12 protein-coding genes are annotated in these 16,548 nt (G+C 60.2%); 3 read left to right on the top strand and 9 right to left on the bottom strand.

What is annotated here, in order from left to right; all coding sequences use genetic code 11:
• The first annotated feature begins 20 nt into the window (after positions 1-20).
• A complete protein-coding gene (fghA, locus tag MD273_RS10100) occupies positions 21-866 on the top strand; it encodes an S-formylglutathione hydrolase (RefSeq protein WP_239037669.1) in 846 nt (281 codons plus the stop codon).
• Here fghA and MD273_RS10095 read toward each other — a convergent pair whose 3' ends face one another.
• From MD273_RS10095 to MD273_RS10060, 8 genes are read right to left on the bottom strand one after another with little or no spacing between them, the layout of a single operon-like run.
• Positions 867-3,719, bottom strand: a complete 2,853-nt coding sequence (locus MD273_RS10095; protein ID WP_239037668.1) for an EAL domain-containing protein — start codon at positions 3,717-3,719, stop codon at positions 867-869. It lies immediately after the preceding gene.
• Entirely contained in the window at positions 3,712-4,152 is a 441-nt protein-coding gene (locus tag MD273_RS10090) for a response regulator (protein WP_239037667.1), read from the bottom strand. Before MD273_RS10090 ends, MD273_RS10095 begins: the two co-directional genes overlap by 8 nt.
• Complete coding sequence (locus MD273_RS10085) at positions 4,145-7,447, bottom strand: PAS domain S-box protein (RefSeq protein WP_239037666.1); 3,303 nt, start codon at positions 7,445-7,447, stop codon at positions 4,145-4,147. The genes MD273_RS10090 and MD273_RS10085 overlap by 8 nt, the downstream gene beginning before the upstream one ends.
• Positions 7,440-9,686 (bottom strand): ATPase, T2SS/T4P/T4SS family, encoded by a 2,247-nt coding sequence (locus tag MD273_RS10080; protein ID WP_239037665.1) that lies wholly within the window; start codon positions 9,684-9,686, stop codon positions 7,440-7,442. Before MD273_RS10080 ends, MD273_RS10085 begins: the two co-directional genes overlap by 8 nt.
• Positions 9,687-10,823 (bottom strand): sensor histidine kinase, encoded by a 1,137-nt coding sequence (locus tag MD273_RS10075; protein WP_239037664.1) that lies wholly within the window; start codon positions 10,821-10,823, stop codon positions 9,687-9,689.
• Positions 10,816-11,484, bottom strand: a complete 669-nt coding sequence (locus MD273_RS10070; RefSeq protein ID WP_239037663.1) for a GTP-binding protein — start codon at positions 11,482-11,484, stop codon at positions 10,816-10,818. The genes MD273_RS10075 and MD273_RS10070 overlap by 8 nt, the downstream gene beginning before the upstream one ends.
• A 14-nt stretch (positions 11,485-11,498) precedes the next feature.
• Positions 11,499-12,026, bottom strand: a complete 528-nt coding sequence (locus tag MD273_RS10065; protein WP_239037662.1) for a response regulator — start codon at positions 12,024-12,026, stop codon at positions 11,499-11,501.
• A gap of 24 nt (positions 12,027-12,050) precedes the next feature.
• Positions 12,051-12,899, bottom strand: a complete 849-nt coding sequence (locus MD273_RS10060; protein WP_239037661.1) for a sensor histidine kinase — start codon at positions 12,897-12,899, stop codon at positions 12,051-12,053.
• Between the two features lie 265 nt (positions 12,900-13,164).
• Between MD273_RS10060 and MD273_RS10055 the strand changes: the two genes are divergently transcribed.
• Positions 13,165-14,169: a GGDEF domain-containing protein gene (locus tag MD273_RS10055; RefSeq protein ID WP_239037660.1), complete on the top strand. Its 1,005-nt coding sequence runs from the start codon at positions 13,165-13,167 to the stop codon at positions 14,167-14,169.
• Here MD273_RS10055 and MD273_RS10050 read toward each other — a convergent pair.
• Positions 14,157-15,548: an MATE family efflux transporter gene (locus MD273_RS10050; RefSeq protein ID WP_239038467.1), complete on the bottom strand. Its 1,392-nt coding sequence runs from the start codon at positions 15,546-15,548 to the stop codon at positions 14,157-14,159. The genes MD273_RS10055 and MD273_RS10050 overlap by 13 nt on opposite strands.
• Positions 15,549-15,650: 102 nt before the next feature.
• Between MD273_RS10050 and MD273_RS10045 the strand changes: the two genes are divergently transcribed.
• Entirely contained in the window at positions 15,651-16,523 is an 873-nt protein-coding gene (locus tag MD273_RS10045) for a carboxylate/amino acid/amine transporter (protein ID WP_239037659.1), read from the top strand.
• Positions 16,524-16,548: the final 25 nt, after the last annotated feature.

The raw sequence follows: 16,548 nt of genomic DNA, 5'->3' as shown, positions 1-16,548 counted from the left end.
TTTTCAGACCGGGATCCATTATGGAACTGCTATCCAGCAACGTTTGCTTTGGTGGTGAGCATCGCCGTTACCGTCACACCTCCGCGAGCCTTGAATGTGACATGGAATTCGCGGTGTTTCTGCCCCCTTCGGCGGTGGGCAGCTCGCCAAAGCCGGCACCGGTACTTTACTGGCTGTCCGGACTGACCTGTACCGACCAGAACTTCATGCAGAAGGCCGGCGCGCAGAAGCTGGCGGCAAAGCTGGGTCTGGCGATTGTCTGTCCGGATACCAGTCCCCGCGGCCTCAATCTTCCGGGCGAGGATGAGAGCTATGACTTCGGTACCGGTGCGGGCTTCTACATCAACGCCACCCGGCGGCCCTGGGCACCCCATTACCGGATGTACGATTATGTGGTGAAAGAACTGCCGCAGTTGGTGGAAAGTGAGCTACCGGTAACCGAGCAACGGTCGGTCAGCGGCCATTCCATGGGAGGACACGGTGCCCTGGTCTGCGCGCTGAAGAATCCCGGGCGCTACCAGTCGGTCTCGGCCTTCGCACCCATTGCCAACCCCACCGAATGCCCGTGGGGACAAAAGGCGTTCAGTGGGTATCTGGGTGACGACCGGTCAGCCTGGGAACAGTGGGATGCCACCCTGCTGATACCGACCGCCCGGGAAAGGCTGCCCTTACTGGTCGATCAGGGCACTGCGGACGAGTTTCTGGAGACCCAGCTCAATCCGGAGGTCCTGGCGGATATCTGCGAGAAATTCCACCACCACATCAACCTGCGTATGCACCGGGGCTATGACCATAGCTATTTCTTCATCGCCTCCTTCATCGATGACCATCTGAAGCACCATGCTGAAGCCCTGGGGCTGACATGATCAGCCCTGGAGGGTGCTGTGGTACTGGAACGCCTTCTGCACGTGCTCGCGGATCTCTTTGTCATCCCAGGGCTTGGTCAGGAATTTGTAGATCGAGCCTTCGTTGATGGCTTCCGTGACGGACTTCAGGTCCGTGTATCCGGACAGCACGATCCGGACGGTATCCGGGTAAATCCCTTTCACGCGGCTGAGGAATTCCGTACCTGACATTTCCGGCATGCGTTGGTCTGAAATGATGACCTGGACATCGTTCTCCGCAAGCAGGCTGAACGCCTCATGCACGCTGGTGGTGGTCAGGATCCGGTAGCCGTCCCGTCGGAGGACGCGGGTCAGGGCCCGCAGGATGTTGTTCTCGTCATCGAGCAGCAGCAACGTCTTTTCCGGTTCGTCCCGATCGGCATTGGCGCTCGTGGCGTAGCCGCCCCGGGTGTGCATATATTCTTCGAGTCGATCCATCGGCATGGGCTTGGCAAACAGGAAGCCCTGGAGCAAATCGCACTGGTTCCGTCGCAGGAATGCCGCCTGGGCATCCGTTTCCACGCCTTCGGCCACCACCTCCAGCGACAGGTGGTGGGCCATGGAGATCACCCCCTGAGTAATGGCGGCATCGCTGCGATCCTGGATGACGTCCTTGATGAAGGAGCGGTCAATCTTGATCTTGCCCGCCGGAAGCAGCTTGATGTAACTGAGGCTGGAGAAACCCGTGCCGAAGTCATCAATGGCAATGCCGACGCCGAGAGCCCGCAAGTCGTGCAGGGTCTTGATGACCTGGTCGGCATCGAAAAGCACTGCAGATTCGACCACTTCGAGTTCCAGTGCCTCCGGTGGCAGGCCGGATTTTTTCAGGGCATCACGCACTGTGTCGATGAAATCGGCCTTGCGGATCTGCATCGGGGAAACGTTTACCGCCACGACACAGTCCCTGAATCCGGCGGCATGGAGGCGGACCATATCCCGGCACGCCTGTTCCAGCACGGACTTGCCCAGGGCAATAATCTGACCGGTTTCCTCGGCCAGAGGTAGGAAATCCCCGGGAGACACCAGGCCCTGCTCAGGGTGCTCCCAACGTACCAGTGCTTCCACGGCCCGGGCCTTGCCGGTACGGGAATCGATCAGTGGCTGGTAGTAAATCGTGAGGCGGTCGTTGTCGATGGCGTCCTGCAATTCGTTGCGCAGTTTGACCCGATAGCTGGCTTCAGTGTTGAGGTGCTCCGAGAACCACTGAAAGGTGTTCCGGCCCATCTGCTTGGCGCGGTACATGGCCAGGTCGGCCTGCTGGATCAGTTCCGTCGGCTGGCTGATGCTCCCATCTGTGGTGGCGATGCCGATGCTTGCCGTCAGGTGCAGGTTTTCGTCATTGACCTTGTACGGCGCGGAGAGGGTGCGCATGATCTGTTCGACAGCGCTCAGCGCGTCTTCCGTGCGGGCAAGGTCGGGCAACAGCATCACGTACTCGTCGCCGCTGACCCTGGCCACGGTATCCCCATTCCGGCTGACCTCCTTGAGCCGTCGGGCCACCTCGATCAGCAGTTGGTCGCCGATGCGGTGTCCGAGGGAGTCGTTGATCAGCTTGAAACCGTCGAGATCAATGAACAGGAGAGCCAGGGTCCGGCCGTGGCGCTGGGCGAAGCGGCAGGCTTGTTCGAGTCGATCTTCCAGCAAGGCCCGGTTGGGCAGCTGGGTGAGGACATCGTGGCTGGCGTTGTAGGCCAGCTGGTTCTCGACGTGTTTACGGTGGGAGATGTCGCTCTGCACCCCGACATAATGGGTCACCTCGTCCTCGTCATTCCGTATCGGTGACAGGTACAGGTCGTTCCAGAACGGTGTTCCATCCTTCCGGAAATTCCGCAGCACCACGGAAGTCGCTCTCCCCGTGGCAAGGGCCTTGCGGATCTCCGCAAGCGCCTGTTCATTGCTCGGATCCTCGCTGTAGCCCTGCAGGAAACGGCAGTTCCGACCGACGGCCTCGTCCCGGCTGAAGCCGGTAATACGCTCGAACGTCGGGTTCACGTACACCAGGGGCATGTCCGATTTCTGGGCATCGGCGATGACAATGCCGTTGGAGCTGGATTCAATGCATTGTTGCAGCAGTCGGAGTCGCCGGTTGTTGTCGATCTGGCGTGTCATGTCGGTGACCATCACCAGATCGAGGGGGCGACGATCGAGGGTGATGCGTTCCGGAAGCAATTCAACGTAAAGGGGGCAGCCATCCCGGGTTATGTGCTCCTCCAGCCGGCTGCCTTCCCGGACAATAACCCCTTCCCGGGGGACCGGCCCGGAATTTCGTTGCAGGTCCGTGATGGTGAGCTCCGGGGTTTCGTCAGTGCTGAAGCCATAGAGCGCCATGGCGGCCCGGTTCATGGACTCAACACGGCCTGATTCCGGCTGCAGCAGGTACATGGGAGCCGGGTTGTTCTCGAACAGCAGGCGGTAGTGGGCTTCACTGCTGGCCAGGTCCTCATTGGCCGCCGCCCGGTCTGCCGCGTAACGAATGCTGCGAATCAGGGTCTGGCCATCCAGTCGGCCCTTGACCAGGTAGTCCGCCGCACCCAGTTCCACGGCGCGGGCATCCAGTTCCGCATCGCCCTGACCGGTTAGCAGGATGAAGGGAGAGGTAACGCCGCTGGCCTGGGCTTCCCGGATGACATCCAGTCCCGAATCCGGGCCCAGGCGAAGGTCTACCAGGGTGACATCGATGCGCTCCTGCCCCAGGGTTTCGAGCCCGGCCTGCATGGTGTCACGCCAGACCAGTTCAACGGCTGAGGGACTGACATCGTGCAGCAGATCCCGCGTGATCAGGTAATCGTCTTCGTCGTCCTCGATAAGCAGGACGCGGAGCGTTGGATCAGTCATGTTCCTTGTTAATCCACTGTTTTGTGAGTGACTCTACAACATCCAGCAGATCGCTGTATTTCCTGGGCTTTACGATATAGTCGTTGGCGCCCCTTTGCTGGCAGAAGTCCCGGTCATCCTGATCGCTGGAGGTGGTCATGACAACGGTAGGCAGCTCCTGCAACCGGGGATCCGACTTGATTTCCTGGAGGGACTGACGACCGTCCTTGAGCGGCATGTTGAGATCAAGCAGCAACAGGTCCGGCATGGTACAGGCCTGGCCGTCGCGGTCCGGATGCTGGCCGTGAAGGAAATCCATCAGTTCTTCACCGTCGTGGACGAAACACAGCGTGCAGTCGGCACACTGGTCCTCGAACGCCTCCCTGATCATCAGGCAGTCATCCGGGTCATCATCGGCAATCACTACCAGGGCGGCTTTTACAGGTTTATTCATCCTTGCTCTGCTCCTGTGCAGAACTGCTTCTGAACCGGATCCGGAACGTGGTTCCTTCGCCCGGCACGCTGGCCACGGTGATCTCCGCACCGTGGCGATCCAGGATTTTTTTCACGATAGCCATGCCAATCCCGGTACCCGCATACCCTTCCCGGCTATGCAGTCTCTGAAACGGGTGGAAGAGTTTACGGGTGTAGCGTGGATCGAAGCCTATGCCCCGATCCTGCACCACCAGCGTCCAGCCCGAGTCACTGACATCCTCAGCATAGACGGAAATTTCCGGTGGTGTGTCAGGGGCATGGAATTTGATGGCATTGGTGAGCAGGTTCTGGAACACCTGGCGCAGTTGAGTGGCGTCCCCCACCACATCCGGCAACGGCTGAACGTCGATCCGGGCCTGCTCCCGGGTAATGGCCGTGTCCAGATCCTGCAGTACGCCTGCCAGGACGTCATCGGTGTGGCAAAGTGCCATCGGCCTGGCGCGGGTGGTGACCCGGGAATAGCTCAGCAGATCCTCGATCAGCTGCTGCATGCGCCCGGCGGCCGACTGCATGCGGTTGAGGTAGTCTTGCTCCCGGAGGCCGAACTGGTCCGATCTGGTCATCAGCCGGTCCGAGAAGGCCTGGATCTTGCGCAGGGGTTCCTGCAGGTCGTGGGAGGCGACGAAGGCGAAGTCCTGCAATTCACGGTTGCTGCGCTCCAGTTCGGCCATCGCCGATTCCAGTTGCTGCTGGGCTTCCTTGCGCTCCCGGATACTGCGGTAATAGACCGCCAGGCCCTCTTCGGAAGGGTAGGCGCTGATTTCCAGCCATTCGTTCAGTGCCGGGTAATAGAACTCGAAAGAGACCGAGTTGCCGGTTTCCACTGCATGGTGATACTGATCGTCGAGCGTTGTGCCGATGGTGTCCGGGAATACTTCCCAGATGTTGTGGCCCAGCAGGTCTTCGCGCTTCTTGTGTAACAGTTCTTCCGATTTGCGGTTGACGTAGGTAAAACGCCAGTCGTTGTCGAGGGTATAGAATGCGTCGGTAATGCTTTCGAAGATCTTGGCCTGGCGGTCGGCGAACCGGCGCAACTGCTCCATCGCCTGCCGGCTTTCGGTAATGTCCTGGAACGCGCCCTGCAGTTTTACAATGTTCCCGTCGTCGTCCTGCACTGCATGGCCGATGGTTCTCACCCAGCGAAGGTTACCCCGGGCGGTGCGGATCTGGAGCTCTTCATCGAAGGGCAGGCCGGTTTCGGCGCAAAGTTGCACGGCTGCCCGGATCTGGTCCTTATGTTCGTCAACGTAGTAATTGATCGCTTCGTTTACCTCCGGTACCTGTCCCCGGGGTAACTCGTGGATGTCGCAGACTGTGTCCGACCACGTGGCCTTGCCGGTGGCCAGGTCCACCGCCCATCCACCAATCCGGGCCTGCCGTTCGGCCATCTTCAGAAGCGCCTCGTTTTCCCGGAGCTTGTCTTCGATCTCCAGTTGCTCGGTCATGTCCCGGGCCACGACGTAGATCAGGTCATCGGCACTGAGGATGGCATTGATCTGCAGCCAGTGCAGACCGCCGTCACTGTCCAGTACCCGGATCTGGAGGTCTTTGACCTCGTGGCCTTCCACCAGCGACTTTACAGCTGCAACGGTTTTTGCGTGATCATCCTGAAGCACCAGATTCATATAGGAGCTACCCAGTAGCTGTTCCCGTGTGTATCCGAGGGTAAGTATGAAGGTTTCGTTCAACTCGAAAAAATGACTGTTCAGGTCGACGATGCAGAACATGTCCGGTGACAGGGCAAAGAACTGATCGCGCTCCCGGGAGAGGGTTTCGTTGGTCGTTCGCAGATCCCTTTCTTCTTCGAGATGCTGGCTCAGAGTCAGGTTCAGTTCGGCGAGGTTCCGTGCGCGCTGTTCGGATTGGCGCCAGAAGAAATGGGACAGCATCACCAGGAAGCTCAGGCCCAGACCGGTGAACAGGACGGCCGGCGGGAGATAGAGTTCCCCCGGGGGCAGGCTGCCCTTGCGGGTATAGACTTCGATTCTGCGCTGGCTGTCGTGGTGTGGGGTCATTTGCTGGGATGCCAGCAGAGCCTCCTGGTCTGCCGGTATCTCCGGGGCGGTATCGAACACGTTGTCGTCGTCATGGAAGACCTTGATGTGCAGCTTGCCGCCGTAATAGTCGGTCAGGCCCTCATAGACGGTCTGGAGGTCCACCACCGCAAGGGCGGTCCAGGAATAACCCGGGCCTGGCGTGATGGGCACGGCCACCGCGGCGTGCAAGTGGTCCTGATTGTCCGGAAGTGGGCGGCTCAGATGGGCCGTTCGGGATTCGGTCACGTGGTCGAGCCAGCTCCGGGTACTCCGATCAGACAGAAAGACTTCCAGCCAGCCCCGGTAGTCGAGCGTGCGGGACTCGGTACGCACCGGTTCGTGCTCGCGGTTGAGGATGGTGATCAGCCGAAGGTCCGGGAAATCCCGCAGGTAACTGCCAACCTCCTGGTCCCAGAAATTCTCCGGGGGAACGCCATTGAGCAGCTCCCAGCGCTCGGCGAGGCGCCGGATCAGCGCGAGCTTCACCTCGAATGCAGAGTTGCTGGAGGCCTCGAGCTGGCTTGCCAGTGACTCGGCCCGTTCGATCAAGCGCTCGCCGGACTGTAACCTGAGGGCATGCCAGCTCAGCGTGGTTACCAGGATGCCAAGGATGCCAAGCACCAGCAGGCCTTTGGAATAGAACTGCACCTTGCTGTGATAGATGGAGTACAGGAACGGTAGGGTCAGGCCAATGAGCATGGCCATGGGGCTGATTACCAGGGTGGACTCGGTGATGCTGCCAAGGCTCAGTTCCAGAAGTCCGCCATGCCAGTGGGATAGCAGTGACAACAATCCGATGCCGAGGACCAGGGGCCCGCAGGCCAGCCCGACCACCCAGCCCCGGGACAGGTGCATGGCGGCCAGACCGCTCAGGCTGATCAGGGTGACGACCAGCAACAGCAATGGGTTGAGTGAGACGGTTTCCAGCCAGTCAATGCCGGAAAAGCGGGGCGTCAGGGTCAGCAGTGAGGCAAGGGCGATGACGCCCAAGCCCAGACCTGTGGCGAGCCAGCGTAAGCGCAACAGCAGCGCGAGAAGGCTGGCACACAGAGCCAGAGCCACCAGTCCACCACCGGGACGCAGCGTCGGTCTACCGACGCTTTCCGAGCCGCTGATGCTGAAGTCGACCAGGATGAGCAGGCCCACGGAGCCCAGGGAAATCGCGAGTGCGAGGGTCAGGCAGTACCAGAAGGCCGGTCGCTTGAACGCGTTAACCATGGAGTACCTGGGGGCCCAGCAGTCGCAGGATTTCGTCGGCTGTGGTCAGACCGTCGCGCAGTTTTTCCAGGGCGTCGTCGAGCAGCACCCTCATGCCCTTCTCCCGGGCAAGGGTCTCGATCTGCATGGCGCTGGCGCCCTCGGTGATCGCAATCCGCAGCTCTTCGTTCATGGTCAGCACTTCGTGAATGGCGACCCGGCCCTTGTAGCCCTTGTGGCATTTCTCGCAGCCCCGCCCCCGGTAAAACCGAAGCTCCGGGTCCAGGAACTGTGGCCCCAGTTGCTCAAGCACTTCCGTGGGCTGGTCGGTTTCTTCCCGGCAATGGGTGCAGATGCGCCGTACCAGCCGCTGGGCAATGATCGCTTCCAGTGCCGAAGCGAGCACGAAGGGCTTCAGCCCGAGGTCCAGCAGCCGGGCCACGGTGGCGGCTGCCGAGCTGGTATGCAGGGTGGAATAGACCAGGTGGCCGGTCATCGACGCGTGGAATGCCACATCGGCGGTCTCCTCATCCCGGATTTCGCCCAGCAGGATAACATCGGGGTCCTGGCGCAGGATTGCCCTCAGCACGCTGGCAAAATCCAGCCCGATACGGTCCTTGACGGGCACCTGGCCAGCCATATCGACGTGGAACTCCACCGGGTCTTCGATGGTGACGTAATTGCGTTCCGGCGAGGCGTTGTGCTGCAAGAGGGCATAGAGGGTCGTGGTCTTGCCACTGCCGGTGGGGCCGGTGGCGAGAATGATACCCTGGGGCTTGGCGATGACGTGCTTGAGCCGCGCCAGGTTGTGTTGCGACAGGCCCAGGTCCTCCAGGGACTGCGCTGAGGACTGGCGTTCCAGTACCCGCATGACCACCTTTTCGCCGTTGATGGTGGGCAGGGTGGAAATCCGCAGGTCCACAATGCGCATCGGTGTCTTTACGGTGATCCGGCCATCCTGGGGCCGCCGCCGTTCGGTGATGTCCAGCTCGGCCATCACCTTGATGCGCGAGACCACGGACATCAACAGGTTGGTGGGGATGTGGATCTTGTCCTGCAGTACCCCGTCAATCCGGTAGCGTACCACCAGCGATTTGGTGCGGGGGTGAATATGGATATCGCTTGCCCCCAGGCGCAGGGCCTCGAGGATGATGGCGTTAACCAGCCGGATCGCCGGTGGCTCTTCGGAACTGCCCAGTAGCTGTTCCAGGGATTCCTGGTCGGTATCCTCATCCAGGACGATCTCGATGCCTTCATAGGGATCATCGGACCCCACCTTGGTGGTGATGTCTTCCAGGTCGTTGGTGTCTCCGAAGATTTCCGCCAGCTTGGTCTGCATCTGCGAGGTTTCGCACAGCAGGGGATGGATGGTGTAGCCGGTCATGAACCCGAGTTCGTCGATCAGGTTTATGTCCATGGGGTCCACCATGGCCAGGCGCAGGCGCTGGCCGCTGACCCGCAGCGGCAGGACCAGTTGGCGTGTGCAGATTTTCTGGGGAATCAGGGACAGCAGGCTCGGATCCGGCTGGAATTCCCGCAGGTCCACCTCCTCGAACAGCATGTCGTCACGCAGCAGTTCAAACACCTTCTGAAAGTCCACCCAGTCGTGCTTGAGCAGCTGGCGGACCACCGGCGTCTTCTGGCTCTGCATCTCGCGATGCAGTTGCTGGATCTGCTGGGGGTTAAGCCAGCCTTTCTTGTGCAGCAGGATGGCGAGCTGACTGCGGTTGGTGGCGGTGAGCTTACTGATGGTCTCCAGGTCCCGGCCCTGTTTCTGGGTCTGCTCCTGCAGGGACCGGTTGCGCTGCATCAGTTCGTACTGTTCCAGTGCCAGGGCGATGGTCAGCCGGATATCGTCGTCGTTCCAGGGCTTCAGGATGAAGCGGTACACCGCGCCGTCCTTGATCGACCCCATCACCGCGTCGGTGTTGGCGTGGCCGGTCAGCATGATGCGGATGGTCTGGGGCCAGCGTTCCCGGACTTCCCGGAGCAGTTCACTGCCATTCATGCCGGGCATCATGAAGTCGGTCATGATCAGTTCAACCGGCTGGTTTTCCAAGATCTTCAGCGCCTCGTCGGCGCTGCGGGCAAACAGCAGCTCGTAATTTTCCCGCTGGAATACCCGGCGCAACGACGCCAGGATGTTGGGCTCATCGTCCACCAGCAGCAAGCGGTAAGGCGCGGCTTTCTTTGCCGGCTCGCGGCCTGGTTGCTTGTCGGTATCGTTTCCGTAAAACAGGGATGCGTAGCGTTTGGCCATTCAGGCACCTTGTTTGGCTGGCAGGACCAGGATGACGCGGGTACCCGCTTCTTCCTGGCTGTCGAGTGTCAGTTGGCCGCCGTGGGCATGGACCGTATCCCGGGCCACGGTCAGCCCGAGGCCCGCCCCGGAACCCACTGGCCGCGTGGTAAAAAAGGCGTCGAATACCTGGCTGCGGATGGAATCGGGGATGCCGCAACCGTTATCCTGGATGGTTACCTGGATCCCGGCATCGTCTGCCTGGGTCCGGACCAGGATGCGGCCATCGTTCCCGATGGCCTGCGCAGCGTTGTCCAACAGGTTGAACAGCGTCTGGGACAGCCGGGACGGATGGCCGGGAATCCGGGGAAGCTCCCCCAGACTCTCGATGATGGTCAAGTTGTGATCGTACTCGGTCTGTACCAGGTGTATCGCGCTTAGAAGCAGGCTGTTGAGGTCACACAGGGCGTTGTCGGCCTGGTCGATGCTGGCGAACGTCTTCAGGTCAGCAACGATACGGGCAATCCGGTCGGTGCCCTCGATCGACTCACTCAACAAGTCGCTGAAATCCCCGAGCATGTCCCGGTTGTCCGCCGTATCCGGCAACAGGGGTTCCAGGTTATCCACGTAATCCCGGGCGACCCGCAGATTGCTGCTGATAAACCCGACCGGGTTGTTGATCTCATGGGCCACACCCGCCGCCAGATGCCCGACAGAGCGAAGGCGGGCGCTCTCATAGAGTTCCTGTTGAGTCTGGCGAATCACCGCGACCTGTTCGTCCACCTGTTGCTGCAACTGGTCGGACAGCTCCCGATACCTGGCTTCCGACGCTTTCAGGGCCGCATTCTGGCGCTGCAGTTCGGCATAGCTGGCTTCCGTGGTGTCGTGGTGGAGGTTGGCCGCGAGCCGGTATTTGGCCACAAACAGCATCAGGAAAGACACGAGGCCGGCTGCGGCCTCGCGCTCCGAGGCCGAGGCCCCGCCGCTCAGCCAGCCAATGGTCTCCAGGTTGAATTCCACCGGCACGGACTCGTTCAGGCGCTGTTCCGTTATCAGTACCGGTTCCCGGCAAAGGGCGCTCAGGCCTTCGCTGAGCCGTTGAATCTGGTTCGGGGTCAGCAGGTCGGCCAGGGCTGGATCGTCCTCGAAGTTACGCATCGTCTCCCCCGTGACTGGCGCTCAGGCGGCGGATGAAGGTGGTTCGGTCGATGTCATGTCTGCCGGCCAGATCAAACTCCGAATCGATCACCGTGTAAAGGCGATCAAGCAGCACCCGGAAGGTTTCAATCACTCCTTCGCCTTTCAGCGCCGATGCCATCGATAGGGGAGCCCAGGGCGTGCCCGCCCATCGCCCCTGAAGTTCGGTCTCTTCGACCACATTGGGCAGATCCCGTTTGTTGAACTGCACCACCATGGGGACGGTATCGATGTCGAGGCCAACCTTGTCGAGATTGTCTTCCAGATTGCCAAAGGCAATGGCGTTGTTGTCTTGCTGGGCGATCTGGGAGTCAGCCACAAACACCACGCCATCGGCCCGGGATAGTACCGCCTTGCGGGTGCTGTCGTGCTGGACCTGTCCCGGCACGGTATAGAGTTTAAGCCTCAGATCCAGGCCCGAGCGGCTGCGAAGCCCGATGGGCAGCATGTCGAAGAACAGGGTGCGATCGTCCCGGGTTTCCAGCACCATGAGCTCGCCCTTGCGCTCTGGATTGAGCAGGGAATGCAGCTGCATCAGGTTGGTGGTCTTGCCGCTCAGGGCCGGGCCGTAGAACACCACCTTCAGGGCCAGCTTGTTGTCCTCCGGGCTGAAATCAGGCATCGCGCAGGTCCGGTTCAGTCATCGTCACTGAGCAACACCGATCCGTCGGTGTCCCTTTGTACCCGGGTGATGCCGGGATTTTCGGTTTCCAGACGCAACAACTCTTCCTCCCGTGCCCGGATCATGTCTTTCTGACGTTCGTTTTCCCGGCGCAGGCGCTGATTTTCTTTCTTCAGCTGGTAAAGATCGATGGCGGATCGGATGGCACTGATCACCTCGTGATCTTCCCAGGGTTTGGACAGATACCGGTGCACTTCGGCCTGGTTGATGGCCTTGATCATGGATTCGCGATCCCCATAGGCGCTAAGCACCAGCCGAACGGCATCCGGCTGTCGCTGCTTGGCGAACTGAAGGTAGGTCACGCCATCGGCCGTTGGCATGCGGAAGTCTGAAATGATGACCGCGTATTCGTGATCCTTGAGGCTGCCCAGGGCTTCCTCGACGTTGTCGTAGGTGTGGACTTCCCAGCCCTCGGGCTTGAGCAACCGGCGCAGGGCGCTGAGGATGTTGCGTTCATCGTCCACCAGCTGGATCTTGATCATGGTTTATCTCCGTGTCGCCGGGGGTTATTCGTTATCGGTGTCAGGGTGCACGATCGGCAGGGTGATACGAAAACACGTTCCCTCACCGGGAGCGCTTTCCACGTCGAGCGTGCCCTGGTGCTTTTCGATGATATTGAAAGACAGGGATAGCCCCAGGCCCGTGCCCTTGCCAACCGGTTTGGTGGTGAAAAACGGCTCGAAGATCCGGTGCCGGTGTTCCGGCGAGATGCCCCGGCCGGTGTCCTGCACCTCGACCACGACAGTGCTGCCTTTCTGGCGGGTACGGATGGTGATCCGGCCAAAGGTTTCAATGGCATGGGCTGCATTGACCAGCAGGTTCATGATCACCTGGTTGATCTGGGAGATGATGCACTCCACCTCCGGAAGATCTCCGAACTCCCGCACCACCTCGGCCTTGTACTTGAGTTCGTTGTTGACCACGTTCAGGGTAGTCTCGATACCTCGATGAAGGTCCGCCGGTTTGAACTCCTCCTCCTCGATGTGGGAGAAATCCTTCATGGCGGCGATGATGGTTTTGACCCGCTCGATGCCCTCCCGGGATTCGGCCAGCAGGTCACGCAAGTCGTCCTTCAGGAAATCGTAGTCGATGTTCTGTTTGATCTGGCGCAGGTCTTCGATGCAGCGGGCGTTATCCACCGCTTCGGTCAGCCGGAACAGATCGTTGAGATAGTTGTCGAGGGTTTGCAGGTTGGAGTACACATAACCCACCGGGTTATTGATCTCATGGGCGACGCCAGCGGCGAGCTGACCGATTGCCGCCAGTTTTTCGGACTGCAGCAACTGCTGGTTGGCCTGCTCCAGGCGCGCGTTGAGCAGTTCCTGTTCTGACTGGGGGGCGGAGGCGTTGGACATAGGCAACCATAACGGTGAATTTCAGCTGATCCCAGTATAGATGCCTGTATTTTGCCGCTTGGTAAATTTTGGTTTCCGGAATGCGGAGTTACGTTATCAATTCCTTGTTAAAAGTGTGGTTTTTCTGGTCTGTTGCGGAAAATGCGGCGTATTAACCTGAATGCTCCATGAAACATTGTTAAAGAATAGTCACTCATGAGGACCTTCGGGTGTTGTTGGTCTAACCTTGTTGCCACCACGCGACCATTGTCGGAAACCTGTCCCGATGTTCCAACGTCTTAGATCCGATTTTCGCCTGTCCATCATCACTCTGCTGGGACTGAGCGGCTTTCTGGGTATCACGCCGTTCGCCGTGTTGCGCTTTCATCAGGGCGACACGGCGACGGGCGTGGTGGACCTGCTCATCTTGTGCGGCGTCTCTGCCGGCGTGGCCTATGCGTGGTGGACCGGTGATACCCGGCGCAGTGGTTTGTTCATGGCTGTCGTCGCTTGTTTTGGCGCTGTGGTCGTGGCCGGACTGGTCGGTGATTCGGGACTGTTCTGGCTCTATCCCAGCCTGATAACGAGTTTCTTCCTGACGCCGCCGCGAATTGCCATAGCCATCAATGTCACGGCGGTGGGACTCATGGTTGCCCAGGGTGATGCCTTCTCCAGCCTGGAACAGATGGGCTCGTTCGTATCCACCGTCCTGGTGGTCAGTGCCTGTGCCTTTGTTTTTGCCAGCCGCAACGAAGATCAGCGCAGGCGTCTGGAGCATCTGGCCACCATTGATCCCCTTACCGGTGTGAAAAACCGGAGGGCCATGGACGAGGAACTGGAAATCGCGCAGGCTCATGCGACCCGGACCGGAATTTCCTGTGCCCTGATTCTGCTCGATATTGACCATTTCAAGAAGATTAATGACGAGTACGGCCACTATGTCGGGGATGCGGTCCTTGTTGATCTGGTCAAGGTGCTCCGCAAGAACACCCGGAAATCGGACCAGTTGTTCCGTTACGGCGGCGAGGAGTTCGTGCTGCTGCTTCCGGGGAGTGATGGCCCCGGGCTCAAGACGGTCATCGCCAACTTGCAGCAATTGCTGCGCAATCATGTGAAACACCCGGGCGGATCAATCACCGCCTCATTTGGTATTGCCGAACTGGATTGGGGAGAGACCGTGGGTTCCTGGCTTGCCCGCGCCGACGACGCCCTGTATCAGGCCAAGGAGTCGGGTCGCGACCGGGCGGTGTTTGCGGAACCCCGGATTCGGGTGGTACCTCAGCTGGCCTGATCCGGACGATAACGAAACAGACGCCAGCCAAGCAGCACGCTGGCGGAGGTCAGCCCGCAAGTAAGCCCTACCCAGAAACCCGCCGCGCCCATGGCGGTCACCAGCCAGTCCGTGAAGGTCAGCAAGTAACCGAGTGGCAGGCCGATTCCCCAGAATGAGAACAGCATGATGAACATCGGGATGCGGGTATCCTTGTAGCCTCTGAGTGCACTGATGCAGGTGACCTGGACAACGTCGGCCACCTGGAACAGGGCCGCAAAGCCCAGCAGGGCCACGGTCACCGCACGGACGTCTGCCTCACCCGAGTACAGAGCGGCGATTTCCGGGGAGAAGGTGTAGAGCAGGGTGGCGAAGACCAGGGCAATGGCTCCTGCCAGCACCAATGCGCTGCGGGAGATCAGCCGGGCGCTGTCTGGCGCCCCGGCTCCGACCAGGAAGCTGACCCGCAGGGTCAGCGCCATGCCGAGACTCAATGGCACCATGAACAGTAAAGACACGACGTTCAGGGCAATCTGGTGGCCGGCGACCACGACCGGTCCCAGCGGGGCCAGGAACAGGGCGATGACCGAGAACATGCTGGCCTCCACGAAGATGGTGAATCCGATCGGGACGCCGATGCGCAGGATGTACGCCAGCCCTTGTCTGTCGGGTGTGGTCCAGTCCGTCACCAGATGGAAGCTCCGGTAGACCCGGCTCCGGTTCAGGTAAACCAGCATCGCAACCGCAGCAACTCCGTTGGACAGCGACGTGGCCCAGCCACAGCCGATACCCCCCATTGCCGGAATGCCGAGCTTTCCGTAGATGAAGATGTAGTTCAGGGGCAGGTTGATCAGGGTGCTGAGAACAGAGAACGCCATGATTACCCGGGTATGGCCGAGGCCGTCCGTCAGCCCGCGCAGGGCGGTCATCAGTAGCAGCGCCGGCACGCCCCACGCAAAGGCATCGAGGTATCCCTGGGTTATCCGGCTGGTATTCGATTCCAGTTCCAGCAACGTGAGTACGGGGTGAACGTTGAGCAGCAGCAGGATCATGATCGCCGAACCCGCCCCCGCCAGATACAGCCCCTGCCAGGTGGCCGGCATGATCTTTTCGCGGGTGCCCGCACCGTTGTAACCGGAAATGATCGGTTGCAGGGCGCCCAGCGCGCCCATGAAAAACAGGAACAGCGGCATCCACAGGCTGCTGCCGATACCCACGGCGGCCAGGTCCTCGGCACTGGCGTGGCCGGCCATGACCGTATCGATTACGCCGTTGGCCATCTGGGCAACCTGGGCGACAAGGATAGGGCCGCCAAGAAGGGCCAGAGTCCGCCATTCGGTGAGGACCCTGCTTAGCAGAGGCCGCCGGGCTTCGGGTAATGGCTGGTGGGTTTCGTCCATCGCGGCGATCGGCCCTTTGGTATCCATGGTGTGAAACAGGCCTGCATCCTACCGGAAAAGCGGTTACAGTACGCGCCTCGGTTAATGGGAGAGATTATCAACATGGGTTTGCTGATTTTTGTTACGGTTCTCTGGGCGTTTTCCTTCAGCCTGATCGGAGAATTCCTCGCCGGGCAGGTGGACAGTGATTTTGCCGTGCTGACCCGGGTGCTGATCGCGTCGCTGATCTTTTTGCCGTTTACCCGCTGGCGCGGTGTGCCTTCCGGACTCAAGCTGGGCATTCTGGTCACCGGTATGCTGCAGTTCGGGGTGACCTATCTGTGTCTTTACCGCTCGTTCAGTTACCTGACCGTTCCGGAAGTCCTGCTGTTTACCATATTCACCCCCCTGTATGTGACGCTGATCGACGACGCGCTGTTCCGCCGTTTCTCACCGGTGGCCCTGCTGGCTGCCGCTATCGCCACCCTCGGGGCGGGCATCATCCGCTATGACGGCCTTAGCCAGGATTTTATTACCGGCTTCCTGTTACTGCAGATAGCCAACTTTACGTTTGCCGCCGGCCAGGTGGGTTACAAACATATCATGCAGCGGTATCCGCTGGATCTCGGCTCTTTCCGGACCTTCGGCTACTTCTTTTTCGGAGCGCTGATTATCGCGCTGCCATCATTCATGATCTTTGGTAATCCGGAGCGGCTGCCCTCCACCGAACTGCAGTGGGGCGTGCTGGCCTGGCTCGGCTTTGCGGCTTCCGGTCTGGGACTGTTCCTGTGGAATCGTGGCGCGTGCAAGGTGGATGCGGGCACCCTGGCAATCATGAACAATGCTTTGGTGCCGGCCGGCCTTCTGGTTAACCTCCTGATCTGGAACCGTGATGCCGATCTGCTGCGCCTCGCCATTGGTGGTGCGGTCATCGTGTTTTCCCTGTGGGTGAATGCCCGCTTCCATCCCCGGGCCCGTCTGGCCAGCGCTGCCTGATACTGGCCGGTACTGGCATCGGCAC

The organism is Marinobacter sp. C7 (assembly GCF_022343555.1).
Lineage (GTDB): Bacteria > Pseudomonadota > Gammaproteobacteria > Pseudomonadales > Oleiphilaceae > Marinobacter.
The sequence above is the reverse complement of the archived record's forward strand: the minus strand, read 5'-3'. Positions and strand labels throughout refer to the sequence as shown.